Here is an 18,665-nt window from a genome sequence, read left to right as displayed (position 1 = left end):
ATCATCATTAGGTATAGACGGTCGGGGTGATTAACGGCTGAAGTATTCCACCTTCTCAAACGCCGCGCGCAGAACCTCAGGGGTTAACGTCACCGGTAAATAGTGAATCGACTCGCCCGGGCGCAGGGTATGGGCAATGACCCGGTCCAGCTCTGCGCGGTTATTGATATCGACCTCCAGCGCCGCCAGGGTGGTCGGCAGGTTAAAGCGCTGATACGCCTGCACTAACTGCGCCAGCACATCGTCCTGACCAAGCAGGGCGCTCTGTACCAGAATGCCGTAGGCCACTTTGGTACCGTGGAGGAATTTATCCGTCTGCGGCAGCACCGTCAGTCCGTTGTGCACCGCATGGGCGGCGGCGACCCGGGTGTAACGTTCCCCCAGCCCGCCAACCATCCCGCCGCCGGCGATAATCGCCTCCACCACATCGCGAAACGCCTGGGTCAGATCGCCGCGGCGCTGGTCCGCCAGCGCCGTTTCGCTGCTGGCCAGCAGCACATCGCGGATCGCCTGCGCGCCGTTAATCCCCAGCCGCACGGTGAGCGGCAGCGCCTCCGGCTGCGGCGCCAACACCACGGCCTCATACCATTTGGCTAAGGTGTCGCCAATGCCCGCCAGCAGGTACTCCGCCGGGGCATTGAGAATGATGCGCGGCTCGACCAGCACCAGGAAGTTGGCGTCATCGAAGAGCTCAAAATTCAGGGCCTGTCCGGCGTCGCTGTACCACACCGACAGCGGCGTCCACGCCGCGCAGGTGGCGGCGATAGTCGGGATGGCCACCAGCGGTACCCCCAGGCGGCGGGCGAGCACTTTCGCGCTGTCGAGCAGCGCGCCGCCGCCGACGCCAATCACTACCGCCCGATCGTCACCTGAGGCCTGCACCAGCCCCGCCACGTCGCGTTCGCTGCAGTGGCCGGTAAAGCGGATCTTTTTCGCCTCCGGCAGGTGGAAGGCCGCCGGCAGAAAAGGTTCGGCGCCGGCCAGAGCGCGCTCGCCATAGACCCACACCGCTCGCGAGAGCTGGTCGGCGTTAAAAAAATCGCTCAGCCGCTCAAGGCTGCCAGGATGGGAGAAATAGTTGGCCGGGCCGGGCACGACGCGGATATCGCTGTTGCTCATGGAAGCTGTCCTTATGGGTGTTGGGCTAACCTGATGTTATGTCTGGACATCCAGATGGCTAATATTATTTCGTTGTATCTTATGCTTTTTACGCAGTTGTCAGCCAGCGGCGGCTATGAAAAATTCGTTAAATCAGAAGATTAATTGCCGCACGGGAGCAGTGATGAGCGCGAATCGCCTTGAGATGCATAACATTAGCCTGGCCTTCTCCGGCTTTCAGGCGCTGAACAAGGTGGACTTTACCCTCCATGGCGGGTCGGTGCATGCCCTGACCGGGGCCAACGGCGCGGGTAAGTCGACGCTGATGGCCGTGCTGTGCGGCACCCACGCCCACTATGAGGGCGAAGTGTCGATCAATAGCCAGCCGGTCACCATTCGTTCGCCGCGGGATGCTAAACAGCTGGGGATCCACCTGGTGCAGCAGGAGGTGGACGTGGCGCTGGTGCCGGGCCTGAGCATTGCGGAAAACATTATGCTGGACAGGCTGGCGGAGCCGGGCATGACCTTCCGCTGGTCGCGGGTTCGGCAGCTGGCGCGCGAGGCGCTGGCGCAGCTGGACGTGGCGCTGGACGTCCGGCGCTCCATTGACAGCTGCACGCTCGCCGAAAAACAGCAAATCCTGTTGGCTCGCGCCCTGTCGCACCATTGCCGCTTTTTGATCCTCGATGAACCCACCGCGCCGTTGGATCAGCATGAAAGTGAGCGTCTGTTTGCGGTAGTACGCCGTCTGCAGCATCAGGGGATCGGGGTGGTGTTTATTTCGCATCGTATCCATGAGCTGAAGGCGATCTGCGACACCCTGACGGTGCTGCGCGACGGGCGGCTGATTGAGAGCGGCCCGATGGCGCCGCTGAGCGGCGAACAGATCGTCGAAAAGATGCTGGGCCACGAGCTGAGCGATATCTTCCCGCCGCCGCGCCCGCCGCACGGCGAAGAGGTGCTGTTGCAGGTTGACGGTCTGCATGATGAGGCGCTGCTGCAGGATATTTCGCTGCGCCTGCGGAAGGGGGAAATTCTTGGTATCGCCGGGCTGGCCGGCGCGGGCAAAACCGAGCTGTGCAAAGCGCTGTTCGGCGCCAGCAAAAGCCGGGTGCAGCGTGGCGAGCTGAACGGCCAGCCGTGGCGACCGCGCGATCCGGCCGACTCGGTGGGGCGCGGCCTGGCGCTGGTCCCGGAGGAGCGACGCAAAGAGGGCATTTTCATTGAAGAGCCGATCGCGATGAACCTGGCGGTCAGCGCCGATAACAGCTTTTCGCGCTGGAGCCTGTTTGGCCATCGGCAGGCCTGGCGCTGGGCGGAGGAGGTGATTGCCCGCCTCGGCGTGCGCGCTACCGGTCCCGGTCAGACGCTGCGCCGTCTTTCTGGCGGCAACCAGCAGAAGGTGGCCATTGGCAAATGGCTGCGCGGTGATGCCAACGTTTTGATTTTTGACGAACCGACCAAAGGGGTCGATGTGAAAGCGAAAACCGATCTGTTCATGCTGATCGATGGTCTGGCGCGGGAAGGCAAAGGGGTGATTTATGCCTCGGGTGAATTCGCCGAGCTGGTCGGTTTATGCGACCGCATCTGCGTACTGTGGGACGGACGGATCGTAGCGGAGATCCCCGGCGCGGAAGCCCGGGAAGAGACACTGCTTTATTATTCAACCGGAGGAGCGGCAGCGTGAGCAAGGCCCTGGCAGTAAACGCGACGGTATCGGGCCGTCAGCGATTTTTTGATTTTCTCTATAAGTGGGGCATGTTGCTGACCGTGGTGCTGCTGGTGGCGGTCTTTGGCCTCGCCTCGGACAACTTCCTTGACCCGTTCAACATCATCAACATTCTGCGCTCGATTGCCATCGTGACGGTGATTGCCATTGGGGTGTCGATTTCCCTCACCATCGGCGGCTTCGATCTGTCCGTCGGATCGACGGCATCGCTGGCTAACGCGCTGGTGATTTCCCTGTTTGTCTGGCATGGCCTGGGGACCACCGAAGCGATTCTGATAACCCTCGCGCTCTGCACCCTGGTGGGGCTGTTTAACGCCTTTCTGATCGTGGTGCTGCGCATTCCTGACATGCTCGCCACCCTGGCCAGCCTGTTTGTGATTCAGGGCGTGGCAATGACATACAGCTACGGTGGGTCGATTACCGAAAACATGGTGCTGCCGAGCGGCGAGATGGCGGAGGGTACTATCCCGGCGGCCTTTGGCGCGCTGGGGCAGGTGCCGACCATCGTCATTATCATGCTGGTGGTGACGCTGGTCGCCCAGCTGGCGCTGTCGTTCACTACCCACGGACGGCGGATGTACGCCATCGGCGGCAACCCGGAGGCGGCGCGGCTCTCCGGCCTGCGGATCACGCGTTACAAAGTCGCAGCATACGTGATTGCCTCGCTGCTGGCCGGGCTCGGCGGCATTCTGCTGGCCTCGCGCATCGGCTCTTCGCAGGTCAACGCCGGCGGCGGCTATCTGATGGACGCGGTGGCCGCGGCCTGGATCGGCTTTTCGCTGGCGGGCTCCGGCAAACCAAACGCCCTGGGGACGCTGGTGGGGGCGGTGATCCTCGGCGTGCTCTCCAACGGGCTGGTGATGCTCTCGGTGCCGTATTACGCGATGGACATTATTAAAGGGTTGGTCCTGGCTGGCGCGCTGGCACTGACCTATTTTCAGCGCCGTACTTAACATTTTACAGGGTAAACCGCATGAAAAAGATCGCACTCTCTCTGATGACGCTGGGTCTGCTGCAGTCGACGGCGGCGCTGGCCACCGCCCCGACGCCGGTGCCGGCGGCGATTGCCGAACACAACGGCCCGATCCGCATTGCCGTGATCCGCAACCTCGGGTCTGACGATAACACCACCCAGTTTGTCGCCGGGGCGTTGCAGGAAGGCAAAAAGCTCGGTTTCAAAATCAGCACCTTCCTGAGCAACGGCGATGACGCCAAATTCCAGGACTTCGTCAACCAGGCCATCAGCCAGAAATACGATGGCATTATTCTCTCCCAGGGGCGTGACCCGTATTCCACCGCCCTGGTGAAGAAGGCGGTGGACGCCGGGATCAAAGTGGCGGTGTTCGATACCGCGGTAAGCGGTGAGATCCCCGGGGTGACGGTCAGCCAGCAGGATGACGCCTCACTGACCGAGCTCTCCTTTGGCCAGCTGGTGAAAGACTTCAACGGTAAGGCCAACATCGTCAAGCTGTGGGTGGCGGGCTTCCCGCCGATGGAGCGCCGTCAGGCGGCTTACCAGACGCTGCTGAAGCAAAACCCGGGGATTAAAGAGCTGGAGTCGATCGGCGCCGTGTCATCCGATGTGCAGGGCGACACTGCCAACAAGGTGGGGGCGATCCTCGCCAAGTATCCGAAAGGGAAAATTGACGCGATCTGGGGCACCTGGGATGCCTTTAGCCAGGGAGCTTATAAAGCGCTGAAAGAGAATGGCCGCACCGAGATCAAACTCTACAGCATTGATATTTCCAACCAGGATTTGCAGCTGATGCGCGAGGCCGGCAGCCCGTGGAAGGTGAGCGTGGCGGTGGATCCGAAGCTTATCGGCGCGACCAACGTGCGGCTGATCGCCAACAAGATCGCCGGCGAGCCGACGCCAGCCACCTACGACTTCAAGGCGGCGGCGATCCCGCAGGCGCTGCTGGCGGCCCAGCCGGGGGCGGTGAACGTGGCGTCGCTGGGGAAAATTATCCCTGGCTGGGGCCAGACCGAAGACTTTATCGCGCCGTGGTTCGCGACGCTGGAAGCGAAGAACAAATAAAATCAAGCCGGGTGGCGGTGGGCGGCGGCCTGGTGCCCTCGCCCCGGCCCTCTCCGCAGGGAGAGGGGGAAAACCATGCCACCGGGCGAGAGGGATCCCCTATGTCAGCATTACCTTCCCCCGAATACAGCCGCAATATGCGGCTGATTGGCCATAGCGATCAGGGCGGTCGTCCGGACGGCGTGCAGCTTATGGTGCATCGCGGATTCGCCTATATCGGCCATATGGTGTCGCAGGGTTTTTCCGTGGTCGATGTTCGCGATCCGACCCGGCCCACCACCGTCAACTATATTGCCGCGCCGCCGGGCACCTGGAACGTGCACCTCCAGGCGCATGACGATCTGCTGCTGGTGATCAACGCCCGGGATCTGTTTGCTGACGCCCGTTTTGCTGATGAGAAGGTGTACTACACCCGCTCGGTGGGCGACACGGTCAGCGATGTGCAGGACAGGGGCTGGAGCGCCGGGCTGCGCATCTTTGATATTTCCACTCCCGCGCAGCCGCGGGAAATCAGTTTCCTGTCGCTTAACGGCATCGGTATTCACCGCATCTGGTACGTCGGCGGGCGCTGGGCGTATGTGTCCGCGCTGATCGACGGTTTTACCGACTACATCTTCCTGACCATCGATCTGGTCGATCCGCGTAAGCCCGAAGTAGCCGGGCGCTGGTGGCTGCCGGGGATGCACCAGGCGGGCGGTGAAACACCGGACTGGCCGCAGGGCAAACGCTATGCGCTGCATCACGCCATTATTGCCGGGGATACCGCCTACGGCAGCTGGCGCGACGGCGGCCTGACGCTGCTGGATGTCAAAGACCGTACCCAGCCGAGGCTGATTAGTCATCGCAACTGGAGCCCGCCGTTCGGCGGCGGAACGCATACCGCGCTGCCGCTGCCGGATCGTGACCTGCTGGTGGTGCTGGATGAAGCGGTGCTCGACAACCAGGAGGACGGCGAGAAGCTGATCTGGCTGTTTGATATCCGCGAGCCAACCAACCCGGTGAGCATCGCCACCTTCCCGCCGCCGGACGAAGCGGATTACGTGGCGAAAGGGGCGCATTTCGGCCCGCATAACCTGCATGAGAATCGTCCCGGCAGCTTTGTCAGCTCAACGCTGATTTTTGCCACGTATCAGAATGCCGGCGTGCGGGCTTACGATATCTCCAACCCGTATCGTCCGCTGGAGACCGGGGCGCTGGTCCCGGCTGCGCCTGAGAGAATGATGGATACCCGTCCCGGCCGCCCGCGGGTGATCCAGTCCTGTGACGTGTTTGTCGATGCGCAAGGCATTATCTACAGCACCGATTACAACGGCGGGCTATCGGTGATTGAGTATCTGGGGTGAGGGTAAGGTAAACGCAAAATTGTGCTCGCATGTCTGCCGGGTGGCGGCTTTCGCCTTACCCGGCCTACGAAAGACTGCAATATCAAACCGTTATGCGGCTATTTGTAGGCCCGGCAAGCGCAGCGCCGCCGGGCAATCCCAGAAAATGGCACTTTTTTAGGGGGGGCTCCCTCTCCCTGTGGGAGAGGGTTGGGGTGAGGGAAACAGGCGCACTCAGCTGTACTGGCGTACCCGCGCCAGCAGCTCGTCGACGCTGTCGATACGCTCGGCCAGCACGATCAGCGCTCTGCCCAGGGTAATGGCGTGGCGCAGGCACTCATGACGCATGGCGTCGTCCTGGATAGTGTCGATATCCGCGACGTGCGACAGTCCGACGCTGCGGCGGATCAGTTCGCTGCCGCAGAAGCCGACCGCGTCCGCCCACACCTTTTTCAGAAAGGCGGAGGCATAGCCGGGGTAAGCCAGCGCCGCGTCGCGGGTTTTCTCCGCCGCCAGCGCCTGGAAGCGCTCGGCAAAGGTGGTCCACAGCTGGTGGATGTCGTTCAGCCGCTGCTCGCGCGCGGCGGCGGCATCGCGAATGCCGAGCTGGCCCGGCAGGCCGCAGTAGTTCAGCAGCAGGTTGCCGATGGCGGTGCCGATATCGAAGCCAATGGGGCCGAAGTAGCCGAACTCGGCGTCGATGGCCTTCAGGCTGCCTTCGGCAACGAAGATCGACCCGCTGTGGATATCGCCGTGCAGCAGCGCTTCCGCATGGGCAAAGAAACGGTGCTTCAGCGCCGCCACCGCCAGCTTAAGCTGAGCGTCGTCGCGCAGGGCGGCGACATCGGCCTCCAGCTCCGCCGGGTAGTTATTGCGCTCGTGGATCTGATACGGGTCGTTAAAGAACAGATCCTCGGTGATCTCGCACATCGCCGGGTTAATAAACTGCGCCACCTGCGCCTTTTTCTCGTGGGGATGGAGGTAGAAATCGCTGGTGTGAAACAGCACCTGCGCCAGATAGTCGCCAAGCTGGCGGGCCGCCTGGGGATAGTAGACGTTAGCGATAAGCTCTCCGCGCCAGATGCGGTGGTCGGAAAGATCTTCCATCACCATCACCGCCAGCTCGGGATCAAAGTGATGGATTTTTACCGTGTGCTGCGGGCTGTGCTGATAGTGGGCGATAAGAGTTTGCGCCTCCAGACGGGCGCGGTCGAGGGTCAGCGGCCAGGATTCGCCGACGCAGCGCACGTAGGGCAGAGCCTGTTTGACGATCGCCCGGCTGACGCCCTGGCGATCGAACACTTTAAACACCAGATTGAGGTTGCCATCGCCCACTTCCTGCGCGCTGACCAGCTCAGATGGGTTGTCGATGCCGGCGAACTGTTGCGCGTAAGCCACGGCATCGTGGGCGGTGAAGGTATGGTATTGCGACATTGCCTCGATCCTCGAATTCTGATTAAGCCGTTCAGACGTCTATACTTCTGGATTCCATCCTGACACAATGTGATACAACAACGCAACAGGGATTTAACGACATGCAGACATTACAGACCACCAGCCTGCGGGTGAGTGAAAATCAGCTTTTTATTCTCGACCAGCAGGCCTTGCCGCAGGAAAAACGCTGGCTGGCGGCGGATAACGTTGCGCTGCTGGTGGACCATATTCATACCCTGCGGGTGCGCGGCGCGCCGCTGATTGGCCTGTCCGCCAGCCTGCTGCTGGCCCTGCTGGCCCAGCGCGGCCTGAACCGGGATGCACTCCAGCAGGCGCTGGAGACGCTGCGCGCGGCGCGGCCGACGGCGGTCAACCTGATGAATAATCTGGATCGCATGAAGCAGGCGCTGGCCCGGGAGGATTACCCGCAGGCGCTGGAAGCGGAAGCCTTGCGTCTGGTCGAAGAAGATAAACAGCTGTGCGACCGCATCGCTGAGGCGGGCAGTGCGCTGGTGAAGCCCGGCAGTCGACTGCTGACCCACTGCAACACCGGTGGCCTGGCGACCGCCGGGGTAGGGACCGCCCTCGGCGTTATCGCGCTGGCGCACCGGCAGGGAAAAGTGACCAACGTATGGGTTGATGAAACCCGGCCGCTGCTGCAGGGCGGTCGTTTAACCGCCTGGGAGCTGGGCGAGCTGGGCGTGCCCTATCAGCTGATCGCCGATTCAATGGCCGCCAGCCTGATGGCGCAGGGGCAGGTGGATGCGGTGTGGGTCGGCGCCGACCGTATCGCCGCCAACGGCGACGTGGCGAATAAAATCGGCACCTATTCTCTGGCGGTTTTGGCCCATTATCACCAGATCCCGTTTTACGTCGCTGCCCCGCAGACCACCCTCGACCGCCATTGCCCGAACGGGGCGGCGATCCCCATTGAGCAGCGCGCGGCGGCGGAAGTGACCGGAGTGGCGGGCAGCTTCGGCGCGGTACAGTGGGCGCCGACGGGGGCCGCCGTTTACAATCCGGCGTTCGACGTCACGCCTGCTGGGCTGATAAGCGGCTGGGTGCTGGACAGCGGGGTGGTCACCCCGGCGCAGGTCGCCGCCGGGGCGTTTGCGCCGGACAACGGATAACGGACGTCGTGCCGGGCCTGGAAAAAAAGGTTTTCCCGGGCCCGGACAAACACCGCGCCGCTACGGCAGGACCATGGCTACCGCCGGGGCGGATGATCGGTCGATACGCTGACCCAGCGCGGTGATGGCCGCCTGGAAGGGACACAGCGTACCAACGTCGGTCTGACGGCAGCCCGGCTGACGCCACTCCTGACGCAGCATCGGGTGCTGCGCGTCCGGCGTCTGCAGACGACGCAGGTCGTCGAGGCCTTGCGCCTGGAAATAGACCCGCAGATAGCGTTCTCCGCTCTTCGCGTTGCGCCAGCGCTCCAGCACCAGGCTGCTGCCCGGCGGGATATTTCCCCGGCTGTAGCCCGGCAGCTGCCAGCTAAAGTTCATCAGCGTGCGCACCATGGCGATATTGGTGTCATGGGCCACCAGCAGCAGCCAGCGTACGTTCGGATTCGCCTCCGGTTTGACGCCGTCGAGCATAGCGTTGAGCAGCACCGACCCGCGTTTTTGCGCGGTATACAACACATCGTTACTCAGATCGTAGTTTTCCGTTAACAGCGGCAGCAGGGCGGTGATCTGCCTGGCCTGGGTGATCTTGCCCCACGCCAGCTGGCTGAGAGGCAGGTTTTCACTCCAGCCGAGACGCAGCGTCTCCACCATATTGGCCATCACGCTCAGTCCGCTAATGGTGGTCTTCCCACTTTTGCTCTGCTCGACCTGCCACGGGGTATCGAAGATCGGGCAGGGCTTATCGGCCTGACAAACCGCCTGTTTCAATAGCTGGATGGTCGGCGCCAGCGCCTGCCGACGCTGCGCCAGATCCCCGGCCTTCTCTTTCACCGCCGCCAGCTGGCGGGCGGGGTCGGTTTGCGTGGCGGCGAACTTGTCGGTCTGAAACAGGGGATCGGCATCCCCGCTGACATAATGGATAGCGACGCCGCAGCCGGGGAAGGCGCCATCCACCAGCGCCTGGGCGGTCGCTCGCGTCCGCTGCAGCGGGCTGGCGCGCACGTATATCGACTCCGCCGTCGGGCATCCGGCCTGCAGCAGGCCGAGCTGGCGGTAATGCTGGCCTTCCGCACGCCCTTTGTTGACCACGGCGGCATAGCCATGGCCGGTGAGCTCCCCGTCATGGGTGGTCCACTCGGTCCACGGTCGGCCGGTGGCGGCCTCGATGGCTTCCCGGTTGCCGGCCGTCGGCGGACGAATACCGTGGCGGCTGAGCTCGACCACTTTCTCCAGCTGCCAGTCCGCGGCGGCGGCAGATTGCAGCGCCAGCAGCGGCAGCGCGCAGGCGATAAACAGGCGTAACAGCCCCTGATGTCTTGCAGGCATCATATCTTCTTCCTTATTCGTTAATCGGTTATGAGGAGAACGAGGTCTGCCGTTCGACGGCATGGCGCCGGGCGACGATGGCGGCAGTGGTAAAACAGAGTAGCGCGGAACCCAGACCGGTACCCACCCAGAACAGCGCCAACGTGCTGAAATCATACAGCGTTTTGCCGTTTTCAAGGATAGCCGTTTTATCAATAATGATCCCGGTGAGAAACTCGCCCAGGCCGGCGCCGGCGTAGCTGGCGATGCCGATGGTGCCGAGCGCGGCCCCGGCGGCCTTGCGCGAAGAGATATCGACGGCGATCAGCCCGCCGAGGAAGCAGGTCAGAGCGCCAATGGTGGCCCCGAAGATAATCATCGCCAGAATATCAGTGTAGTAATTGTGCGGCGACCAGAGCATCAGGGCGAAGCCGGCGGTGTTCAGCAGGCTGATAAACCCGGCCATCACGCTGCGGTTGCGCGGGAAAAAGCGGTCGGAGAGCATGCCGGCGATGATGGTCCCGGCGATGCCGGCGATAGCGTTGACGCCGATAATCCCGGACGCCTCCAGCGTGGAATAAGCTTTATCCTGCTCCAGAAAGAAGATCCCCCAGGAGTTGACGGCGTAGCGGTCGATGTACATAAAGGCGGAGGCGAGGGCGAGGGTCCACAGCGCCGGGTTACGCAGCGCCAGCAGCTGGTTTTTAAACACCGAGCCGCGGGCTTCGACCTCCTCCTGCGGTTCATCGCGGATGACGTTGATGGACGGGAAGCCGCTGCTCTGCGGCGAATCGTGCATGAACAGCACCAGCAGCACCACGCCGGCGGCGCCGAGCGCGGCGGTGGACAGGTAGCCCATCTGCCAGCCAAACCCGGCGATCACCGCGGCGATCACCATATAGGTCACCGCCTCGCCGATATTATGCGCCGTCGACCAGATGCCATAGAAGGTGCCGCGCTCCTTAACGCCGTACCAGCGCGCCAGCGAGACCGCGCAGGGGCCGACGCCCATCGACTGCGCCCAGCCGTTGATCCCCCAGAAGATGGCCAGCAGCAGGGCGTTGGTGGTCATCCCCATCATCAGGTTCATCCCGGCGCTGAGCAATAAACCGAGGCTCATATAGCGCACCACGTTGGCGTGATCGGCGATAAAACCATTGACCAGTTTGCCGATGGCGTAGCTGAAGAACAGGGTAGAGCCGATCATGCCGAGCTCCGTCGGGGTGATCCCCAGCTCCACCAGCGCGCTTTTGGCGACGGTGAAGGATAACCGGCAGACGTAAAAGGTGACGTAGGCCAGGGTCATGGCGATGAAGGTTTGCCAGCGCACCCGGCGAAAACGGTGTTCATCAAACGCGGCGCCCGCTTTCGGCGGCGACGCCCGGAAAAAAGCGATAATTCCAGACATAGGTGGTTCTCCGCAGGTCGGAGGCCTGACTGATTGATGTGGTTCGTCCGTGAATGAAGTTATCGTTACTGTGTAGAGTACATAATCAGAAATAGCCTGACCCGTAAGGGTTAATGTAATGGTTGTGGGATCATCTTTTTCAGCTGCGGGTAGAGCGTTGGGCTGGCCAGCAGCAGCGGATTGCCGCGCTGGATCCCCTCTTGCGCCAGAAAATCGTTGCTGGCGCCGCCCGCTTCGCGCATCAGCACCAGCCCCGGCAGGGCGTCCCACGGGTTCATGTGCGGCTCGTAGTAGCCAATCAACCGGCCCGCCGCCGCCCAGGCGCTCATCAACGCCCCGGAGCCGTTGCGGATAAACATGCCGCCGTCGCTGAGCAGCGCCTGCAGAAACGGCAGAAAGTCCGCCGGGGTGACGCGATGCGAGGTGCCGACGCCCATCACGCCCTCTTTGACCGTCGTCGCGGGGTGCGGACGGATCGGAGCGTCGTTGAGCCAGGCGCCATGGCCCCGCAGGGCGTGAAACAGCTCGCGATGGTTGGGGTCGTAGACCACGCCGATGACCGGTTCGCCGTCGGCGACGATCGCCAGCGACAGGCACCAGGTGTGCAGGCCGTTGAGGAAACAGCTGGTGCCATCGATGGGGTCGACCACCCACAGCACTCGCGCGTCGGGCAGGCGAGCGCCGCTCTCTTCGCCGAGAAAACCATCCTCCGGAAACGCGCTCTGAATGCGCTGTTTGACAAAGGCCTCCACCCGCTTATCGGCCACGCTGACCACATCCTGCAGGTCGTCGCCCTTATGGTCGACGGTCAACGCCTCGCGCTGTTGATAGTATTCAAACGCCAGCTCAGCCCCCGCTTTCGCCAGCTCGCAGGCCAGACGGTAGCGGGCCTGTAGCGCTTCTGATTCCTGAGATTGCATAGTGACTCCCTATTTTGCACACGTGTGCATTTTACGTGAAAAAAACAGCCCCGAAGGGCCGAATGAGTGTGGCCGGGTTTCGCAGAAGATTCTGTGATCGCTCCAGCATAAAATGATTTTTTCATTTAGCACTATGACGAATAATTAGTTTCACCGGCACTTCGCGATGGCGCGAGGGCAGGCTGAAGCGGGCGATCCGCGTCATTAACAAATCCACCGCGTGGTGGGCCAGCAGGGCGGTATTCTGCTGAACGGTGGTGAGCTGATAGGGCTGCCAGTCCGCCTGCGGGATATCGTCAAAGCCGACGATGGCCGGCAGCGGGGCGGCGGCGTCCCGCAGGCCGTCCTGGGCGCCCAGCGCCAGCATATCGGTGGCGCAAAACAGCGCCTGCATCCCGGGGTTTTCAGCAACCAATTCTCTGGCAGCCTGGTAGCCGGCCTGATAGCCGCCGCCGTCGCAGAAGCGGCTGCTCACCGCCATATCCGACGTCCGGGCGATAAAAGCCTCATAGCGCTGGCGGGTGCTGAAGTTCTCGCGATTTTCGCCAATAAAGCCAACCTGCCGCCAGCCTCGACGACTGAACAGATCCGCCACCAGCTTCGCTCCCTGGGCGTTATCGCTGCACACCCGGTCGCAGCCGGCGAGGTCCGCATGGCGGTTGATCAGGGTGACGGGGATCTTGCGCGCCAGATACTCTTCCGCCAGCGACAGCGGCGGCGCGCCGGAGGTGATGATCACCCCGGCGACGTGATAGCTCAGCAGTTGTTTAAGCGAGGGGGCGAGCTGCTGCGGATCGTCAGCGTTCATCAGCAGCGGCATAAAGCCATTGAGCGCCAGCTGATGAACCAGCGGCGCCAGCAGTTTGCTGCGAAACGGGTTGTCGAAACCGGCGGTGACGATGCCGATAAAATTACTGCTGCCGGTGATCATCGTCCGGGCGATGATATTCACCTGATAGCCCAGGGCTTCCGCGGCGCTCAGCACCTTCTGCCGGGTCTTCTCCGACACCGAGGCGCCGGGGGTGAAGGTGCGGGAGACCGCCGAGCGCGAGACCCCGGCCAGTCTGGCCACGTCCTCGGCCTTAATCCATTTTTTATCGCTCATCGTCGTTTCGCGCCGTCTGTTTTCCAGGAGGCCGACGCCCGGGCGGGCGTCGGTCACGCACACTGCCTGAAAAGGTATCACAGAAAGGCGTCGTCGCGCAGCGCCTTGCGCCCTATACCGGGTAGCGGATGTGCTCCACCTCACGCTGCAAAATCACCCTGCCGTGGCGAATGGAGGTCAGCACCCGTGCCTGACGACGGACGGCCTCGTAGTCGTTTTCCGCATCGAGGATCAGCAGGTTCGCCGGGCGGCCTTCGGCGAGGCCGTAGTTATCGCCCAGACACAGCGCCCGGGCGCTGTTGTCGGTGACAAAGTCGAGACAGCGCTGCAGATCGTCATAGCCGAGCATATGGCAGATGTGCAGTCCGGCATCCAGAATGCGCAGGATATTGCCGTTTCCCAACGGATACCACGGATCCTGAATCGAGTCCTGAGCAAAGCAGACATTGATGCCGGCGCGATCCAGCTCCGCCACCCGGGTGACGCCGCGCCGTTTCGGCCAGCTGTCAAACCGGCCCTGCAGATGAATGCTTTCGGTCGGGCAGGAGATGAAGTTGATGCCCGAGGCTTTCAGCAGGCGAAACAGCTTTGAGCAGTAGGCGTTATCATAAGAGCCCATCGCGCAGGTGTGGCTGGCGGTGACCTGCGCCCCCATGCCGCGCACCCGCGCCTCTTCCGCCAGCACTTCGAGGAAACGCGACTGCGGATCGTCGATTTCATCGCAGTGGACATCCACCAGGCGGCCGTAACGCTGGGCGAGGTCCATCAAAAACATCACCGAGCTGACCCCTTTGTCACGGGTGTTCTCATAGTGCGGAATGCCGCCCACCACGTCGGCGCCCATCTCGATGGCGCGCGTCATCAGCTCCCGGCCGTTGGGATACGATTCGATTCCCTCCTGCGGAAAGGCGACAATCTGCAGATCGATGAGATCGGCGGCCTCTTGTTTCACCGCCAGCAGCGCCTGCAGGGCCGCCAGCGACGGGTCGGTGACATCCACATGGGTGCGGACGTGCTGGACCCCGAAATCGCGCAGCATGCCGATGGTTTTCAGCGCCCGCTGGCGGGTGTCCTCCGGGGTAATACTCGCTTTGCGCTGGCTCCAGCGGGTGATGCCTTCAAACAGGGTGCCGCTGCGGTTCCACTCCGGCTCACCCGCGGTGAGGGTGGCGTCAAGATGGATATGCGGCTCGACGAAGGGCGGGATCGCCAGCCGGCCCTGGGCGTCGATAGCCCCGGCGTCGGCAGTCTGCATCGCGGACTGGGCGGTGATGCGGTGAATTATCCCGTCCTGCAGGTCAAGGGTAAACAGCGCCTCCTGGCGGCGCAGGCGAGCGTTAATAATTTTCATGGTGGGTCCTGTAAATGGTTTTGCGATAAACGCCAGATCACCAGCGCGACCGAGGCGTTGAGATGAAACTGAGGGTGGCTGACCGGGTAGCCGGTCAGTTTTTCAATGCGCTGGATGCGCTGATGCAACGTGTTGCGATGGAGACCCAGCCGGTCGGCGGCCCGCACCACGTTGCCGTTCTCCTGCAGCAGCGTCTCGAGGGTCTCCAGCAGCAGCCACGGCGCTTTACGGCCCGGCTCGATCAGGCAGCCGAGGGTGTCGTGCATAAAATCGTTGAGCAGCGCCGGGTCGCTGACCGCGGACAGCAGTTTGATAAACCCCAGCTGCTGATAGTCGCTGATGCGCTGGGTTGGCCGCAGGGTATCGCACAGATCCAGCGCCTGGCGCGCCTGCGACAGCGCCCGCGGGTAACCCTGCAGCTGCCTGACCGGCGCGGAGAGGCCGCAGAGCAGCGACAAACTCTCCTCTCCGTCCGCCAGCGCCTGCAGCCACTGCTGTAGCCATTTTTTCTGCTGAAAGCCTTCCCCCTCCTCATCCGGCAGCAGGAAAAGGAACATGTTGCTGCGCTCCAGCAGCGGAAAGGAATTGCCCTGCTGGTTGAGCTGCTGCTGCAGCTGCTGACGCACGCTGCGGTGGGCCTGCAGCAGCCAGGCTTCGGCCTGCTCGGGCGGGAACTGGCGAAACAGGCGGGACAACCCCTCCAGACGCAGCGCCGCCAGCCGCAGCGGACGGGTAAAATCGAGCTGCTGGTGCAGGGCGCGCTGATGGAGCATCTGCAGGTCCGGATAGTCGCCGGTGACCAGCTGCATCAGAATGTCGCGCTGCGACTGCAGGACGTTTTCGCTGCGGACCAGCGCGGTGCCGATGCGCTCGGTGACAATCACCATCTTCAGCAGGTAGGGCTGCTCGATCAGCGGCATGCCCAGCTCGTCGGCAAGGGCGATCAGCGTGGCGGGAATGGCGTGGATATAGGCCTCGCCGGTGAGGATCACCATCCCGGCGATGCCGCGCTGTTTGCCCTCCATCAGCAACTGGATCAGGTTGGCTTCATCCCGGGGATGGTTGATGCCGGTGATAAACACCAGCTCGCCGCCCATGATCCACTCGGCGATATGTTCATTTTCCGCCACGTAGTACCAGCGTACGGCCCGCTGCAGCCCTTGCTTTCCCGCCCGCAGACGCAGGGCGAAGAGTCCCTCAAGGGCCAGCAGTTTGCTGACCGTCAGGCTCATGGCTCCTGCTCCGCGACGGCGGCAGGCTGGCGTTTGCTTAGCAGAGCCAGGGCGATATAGACCAGCGCGGAGACGGAGATCCCCACCAGCGGCGCGATCCACGGCGAAAGATAGGCCACCACCGCGCCGGCGGCGTAGGCGCCGAGTCCCAGCCAGTTAAAACGCGGCAGGCGGGCGTTCTGCAGCAGGGGATAGCGCCCGCCGCGGGCGAACCAGTAGTCGGCGAGGATCACCCCGCCGATGGGCGGAATAATACTGCCCAGCAGCACGAGGAAGGGGATCAGCATTTCGTACATCCCGCCAATGGCCAGCACAATGCCCACCCCGGCGGCGGCGAGGGTCAGCGTCCGGCGACGTTCGCTGCGCAGCAGATGGCAGGCGGCGGCGGAGACGTTATATATGGTGGGGCCCTGGATGGTCAGCAGGTTGAGACAGAGCATGATCACCGCGGCCACCGACAGCCCCTGCAGGATCAGCACTTCAACGATATCGGCCTGTTGATAGACGATAGCGCACCAGGCGCCGGCGACGATCATCAGCCCGTTGCCGATGAGGAAGCTGCCCATGCTGGCGAGAATGGCGGTCCGGCTGGAGTTAGCCAGCCGGGTCCAGTTTGTCGCCTGGGTGGCGCCGCTGGCGAAAGTGCCGAAGACCATGGTGATGGCCGCCGACCAGGTCATGGTGTCGCTCGGCGCAATACGGGTCATCGCTTGCCAGCCGCCGGCGTGGTGCAGCGCCAGATACATGGAGACCATCAGCAGCACAAACATCAATGGCACCGACAGGCGCGACAGCGCGTCCAGCCCCTTGTAGCCCACCAGTGCGGTGAGGCAGAACAAAATGCCAAACAGCACCATCAGCGGCTGGGTCAGCGCCTCGGGCAGGGCGAGGATCTTCACCAGCGAGATAGCGACCGTGGCGGTCCCCCAGGCGTACCAGCCCAGCTCGGCAAAACCAAGAATAAAATCGGCCAGCTTGCTGCCGATCTCCCCGAAGCAGAACCGGCCCATCAGCACTGTATTCAGGCCGCTGCGCGCGGCGATCCAGCCCAGCGACGCGGCATAGAGGGCCAGCAAGGCGTTGCCGATGACGGCTATCCACAGCAAATTGACGATGGAAAAGGAGACGCCGAGTTTACCGCCGGCGAACATCGTGCCGGTGAAAAAGGTAAAGCTGAACAACACCATGGCGATGGAAAATACGCCTTTGCGTCCGGCGGCGGGCGCTTCGACGAGGGGAAAATCATTGCTGTTTGACATCCTGGAACCTCTGGCTGGTAGATGGGCGGTGATAGCCGGAAGTAGCAAGAGATGTGCCAGGAAAAACCGGGCACGGGGAATAGCGCGCGGTGTGCAACATGCACATTTATTGAAGGATCCCGGAGGGGTAATGCCATTCTACTGTGCATCCTGCCAGGTTTTGCACCAGTCCAGGGCAGAGGAGGGCGGTGAGCGCATCCCTGGCGCCGGAGGAGAATTTTAGCCAGGACGATCCGCCTTTTTCTGGCCAGAGAGTAGTGGAGAATAGTGGTGTACTGAAAACGGTTGGTTAAATCACTGTGAATAAAGGTTATTTAATATGCTTTTATGATATAACCATTTGTCTTGTGTGTGTTTCCTGAAATATTGTCCCCTCCGGTTAGCGGTGTTAGTATCGGATAAATAGCCATTTAGACGGCTAAATAAATCATCGCTAACCTAAGGAACTGCTATGTGGCAAGAAAGACTCGCGCAACTGGTCACCACCTGTCATTGGATCGGCGCGAAAGGCTGGGCGCCGGCGACCGGCGGCAATATGTCGGTGCGTCAGGATGATACCTGGTGCTGGCTAAGCGAGTCGGGCCGCGACAAAGGCAGCCTGACAACCGAGGATTTTCTGCAGGTTGAGATCGCCACCAACCAGGCGCCTTCCGGACGGAAGCCGTCGGCCGAGACCGGTCTGCACACCCTGGTGTATCGCCTGTTCCCGGAAGCCAACGTGGTGCTGCATGTGCATACCGTCAACGCCACCGTGCTGTCGCGCATCGAAAAAAGCGACACGCTGGCGCTGCAGGGGTATGAAATGCAGAAAACCCTTAGCGGGCAGCATAGCCATCTCGATACCGTTCCGATCGCCATCTTCGATAATGACCAGGATATTGACGCCCTGGCGGCGCGGATTGCCGATTATGCGCAAACCCGCCCGCTGCGCTACGGCTTTCTGCTGCGCGGCCACGGCCTGACCTGCTGGGGGAAAGATATTCAGGAGGCCCGCCGTCAACTGGAGGGGCTGGAGTTCCTGTTCGAGTGCGAGCTGATGCGCCGCCGCTACGAGCCCTGAGCCGGAGCAGGTATGGATTTTTATCTTGGTATCGATATTGGCACCTCGCGGGTGAAAGCGGTGCTGTTTGATCAGCATTTCACCGCCTGCGCCAGCGCCGCGGAAAATACCTCACCCCGCCTGTCGGCCAATGGCTACGCGGAACAGGATATGACCCAGCTGTGGCATTCGGTGCTGGCTATTCTGCGCCAGATTGCCCGCCATCCGGCGCTACAGGCGGGGCGGCTGCGGGCTATCGGCCTCGCCGGGCAAGGGGAGGGGGTCTGGCTCAGCG

16 protein-coding genes are annotated in these 18,665 nt (G+C 62.4%); 7 read left to right on the top strand and 9 right to left on the bottom strand.

Going from position 1 to position 18,665, the window contains the following annotated elements:
* Window positions 1-30 precede the first annotated feature (30 nt).
* The gene (locus tag KHQ28_RS20070) at window positions 31-1,119 is read right to left on the bottom strand and encodes an oxidoreductase (protein WP_032419233.1); all 1,089 of its coding nucleotides are present in this window, start codon (window positions 1,117-1,119) and stop codon (window positions 31-33) included.
* A gap of 163 nt (window positions 1,120-1,282) precedes the next feature.
* Here KHQ28_RS20070 and KHQ28_RS20065 point away from each other — a divergent pair, with 163 nt between their 5' ends.
* The 4 genes from KHQ28_RS20065 to KHQ28_RS20050 all read left to right on the top strand — a co-directional run bounded on the left by KHQ28_RS20065 (window position 1,283) and on the right by KHQ28_RS20050 (window position 6,208).
* Window positions 1,283-2,785 carry a sugar ABC transporter ATP-binding protein gene (locus tag KHQ28_RS20065; protein WP_032419232.1) on the top strand — a complete coding sequence of 501 codons (1,503 nt, stop codon included), beginning with the start codon at window positions 1,283-1,285 and terminating at the stop codon, window positions 2,783-2,785.
* Entirely contained in the window at window positions 2,782-3,780 is a 999-nt protein-coding gene (locus tag KHQ28_RS20060; RefSeq protein ID WP_002894035.1) for an ABC transporter permease, read from the top strand. Before KHQ28_RS20065 ends, KHQ28_RS20060 begins: the two co-directional genes overlap by 4 nt.
* Window positions 3,781-3,800: 20 nt before the next feature.
* Entirely contained in the window at window positions 3,801-4,865 is a 1,065-nt protein-coding gene (locus KHQ28_RS20055) for a sugar ABC transporter substrate-binding protein (protein ID WP_002894036.1), read from the top strand.
* A gap of 101 nt (window positions 4,866-4,966) precedes the next feature.
* Window positions 4,967-6,208, top strand: coding sequence for an LVIVD repeat-containing protein (locus tag KHQ28_RS20050; RefSeq protein WP_032419231.1), 1,242 nt, complete (start codon window positions 4,967-4,969; stop codon window positions 6,206-6,208).
* A gap of 213 nt (window positions 6,209-6,421) precedes the next feature.
* On the opposite strand, the gene mtnK is transcribed toward KHQ28_RS20050, so the two are convergent.
* Window positions 6,422-7,621, bottom strand: a complete 1,200-nt coding sequence (mtnK, locus tag KHQ28_RS20045) for an S-methyl-5-thioribose kinase (protein WP_009308160.1) — start codon at window positions 7,619-7,621, stop codon at window positions 6,422-6,424.
* Window positions 7,622-7,722: 101 nt separating this feature from the next.
* Here mtnK and mtnA point away from each other — a divergent pair, with 101 nt between their 5' ends.
* Entirely contained in the window at window positions 7,723-8,751 is a 1,029-nt protein-coding gene (gene mtnA, locus KHQ28_RS20040; protein ID WP_004183373.1) for an S-methyl-5-thioribose-1-phosphate isomerase, read from the top strand.
* A 60-nt stretch (window positions 8,752-8,811) separates the two neighbouring features.
* Here the strand turns inward: mtnA and KHQ28_RS20035 are convergent, their stop codons facing one another.
* The 7 genes from KHQ28_RS20035 to codB all read right to left on the bottom strand — a co-directional run bounded on the left by KHQ28_RS20035 (window position 8,812) and on the right by codB (window position 17,331).
* Entirely contained in the window at window positions 8,812-10,080 is a 1,269-nt protein-coding gene (locus tag KHQ28_RS20035; RefSeq protein ID WP_004176900.1) for a histidine phosphatase family protein, read from the bottom strand.
* Between the two features lie 25 nt (window positions 10,081-10,105).
* Window positions 10,106-11,464 (bottom strand): MFS transporter, encoded by a 1,359-nt coding sequence (locus KHQ28_RS20030; RefSeq protein WP_002894151.1) that lies wholly within the window; start codon window positions 11,462-11,464, stop codon window positions 10,106-10,108.
* A gap of 110 nt (window positions 11,465-11,574) precedes the next feature.
* Entirely contained in the window at window positions 11,575-12,384 is an 810-nt protein-coding gene (locus tag KHQ28_RS20025) for an inositol monophosphatase (protein WP_004151655.1), read from the bottom strand.
* A gap of 121 nt (window positions 12,385-12,505) precedes the next feature.
* A complete protein-coding gene (locus KHQ28_RS20020) occupies window positions 12,506-13,456 on the bottom strand; it encodes a LacI family DNA-binding transcriptional regulator (protein WP_072157843.1) in 951 nt (316 codons plus the stop codon).
* Window positions 13,457-13,601: 145 nt separating this feature from the next.
* Window positions 13,602-14,840 carry a cytosine deaminase gene (gene codA, locus KHQ28_RS20015; protein ID WP_032419230.1) on the bottom strand — a complete coding sequence of 413 codons (1,239 nt, stop codon included), beginning with the start codon at window positions 14,838-14,840 and terminating at the stop codon, window positions 13,602-13,604.
* Complete coding sequence (locus KHQ28_RS20010; protein ID WP_032419229.1) at window positions 14,837-16,072, bottom strand: PucR family transcriptional regulator ligand-binding domain-containing protein; 1,236 nt, start codon at window positions 16,070-16,072, stop codon at window positions 14,837-14,839. Before KHQ28_RS20010 ends, codA begins: the two co-directional genes overlap by 4 nt.
* Window positions 16,069-17,331 carry a cytosine permease gene (gene codB, locus KHQ28_RS20005; protein WP_032419228.1) on the bottom strand — a complete coding sequence of 421 codons (1,263 nt, stop codon included), beginning with the start codon at window positions 17,329-17,331 and terminating at the stop codon, window positions 16,069-16,071. The genes KHQ28_RS20010 and codB overlap by 4 nt, the downstream gene beginning before the upstream one ends.
* Window positions 17,332-17,782: 451 nt before the next feature.
* Between codB and KHQ28_RS20000 the strand changes: the two genes are divergently transcribed.
* Both KHQ28_RS20000 and KHQ28_RS19995 read left to right on the top strand, forming a co-directional pair.
* Complete coding sequence (locus tag KHQ28_RS20000; protein ID WP_002894164.1) at window positions 17,783-18,391, top strand: methylthioribulose 1-phosphate dehydratase; 609 nt, start codon at window positions 17,783-17,785, stop codon at window positions 18,389-18,391.
* 12 nt (window positions 18,392-18,403) lie between these two features.
* Window positions 18,404-18,665: FGGY family carbohydrate kinase (locus KHQ28_RS19995; protein WP_265180509.1), on the top strand; the 262-nt coding region annotated here is incomplete at its 3' end.

Source organism: Klebsiella sp. 28 (genome assembly GCF_018223905.1).
Classification (GTDB): Bacteria; Pseudomonadota; Gammaproteobacteria; order Enterobacterales; family Enterobacteriaceae; genus Klebsiella; species Klebsiella pneumoniae.
This window is presented reverse-complemented; position numbering and strand designations above follow the sequence as displayed.

Coding starts and splice junctions, on each gene's coding strand:
- codA (WP_032419230.1), bottom strand. CDS start 14,840: ATGAAAATTATTAACGCTCGCCTGCGCCGCCAGGAGGCGCTGTTTACC.
- KHQ28_RS20000 (WP_002894164.1), top strand. CDS start 17,783: ATGTGGCAAGAAAGACTCGCGCAACTGGTCACCACCTGTCATTGGATC.
- codB (WP_032419228.1), bottom strand. CDS start 17,331: ATGTCAAACAGCAATGATTTTCCCCTCGTCGAAGCGCCCGCCGCCGGA.
- mtnA (WP_004183373.1), top strand. CDS start 7,723: ATGCAGACATTACAGACCACCAGCCTGCGGGTGAGTGAAAATCAGCTT.
- KHQ28_RS20065 (WP_032419232.1), top strand. CDS start 1,283: ATGAGCGCGAATCGCCTTGAGATGCATAACATTAGCCTGGCCTTCTCC.
- KHQ28_RS20070 (WP_032419233.1), bottom strand. CDS start 1,119: ATGAGCAACAGCGATATCCGCGTCGTGCCCGGCCCGGCCAACTATTTC.
- KHQ28_RS20025 (WP_004151655.1), bottom strand. CDS start 12,384: ATGCAATCTCAGGAATCAGAAGCGCTACAGGCCCGCTACCGTCTGGCC.
- mtnK (WP_009308160.1), bottom strand. CDS start 7,621: ATGTCGCAATACCATACCTTCACCGCCCACGATGCCGTGGCTTACGCG.
- KHQ28_RS20030 (WP_002894151.1), bottom strand. CDS start 11,464: ATGTCTGGAATTATCGCTTTTTTCCGGGCGTCGCCGCCGAAAGCGGGC.
- KHQ28_RS20055 (WP_002894036.1), top strand. CDS start 3,801: ATGAAAAAGATCGCACTCTCTCTGATGACGCTGGGTCTGCTGCAGTCG.
- KHQ28_RS20010 (WP_032419229.1), bottom strand. CDS start 16,072: ATGAGCCTGACGGTCAGCAAACTGCTGGCCCTTGAGGGACTCTTCGCC.
- KHQ28_RS20035 (WP_004176900.1), bottom strand. CDS start 10,080: ATGATGCCTGCAAGACATCAGGGGCTGTTACGCCTGTTTATCGCCTGC.
- KHQ28_RS20050 (WP_032419231.1), top strand. CDS start 4,967: ATGTCAGCATTACCTTCCCCCGAATACAGCCGCAATATGCGGCTGATT.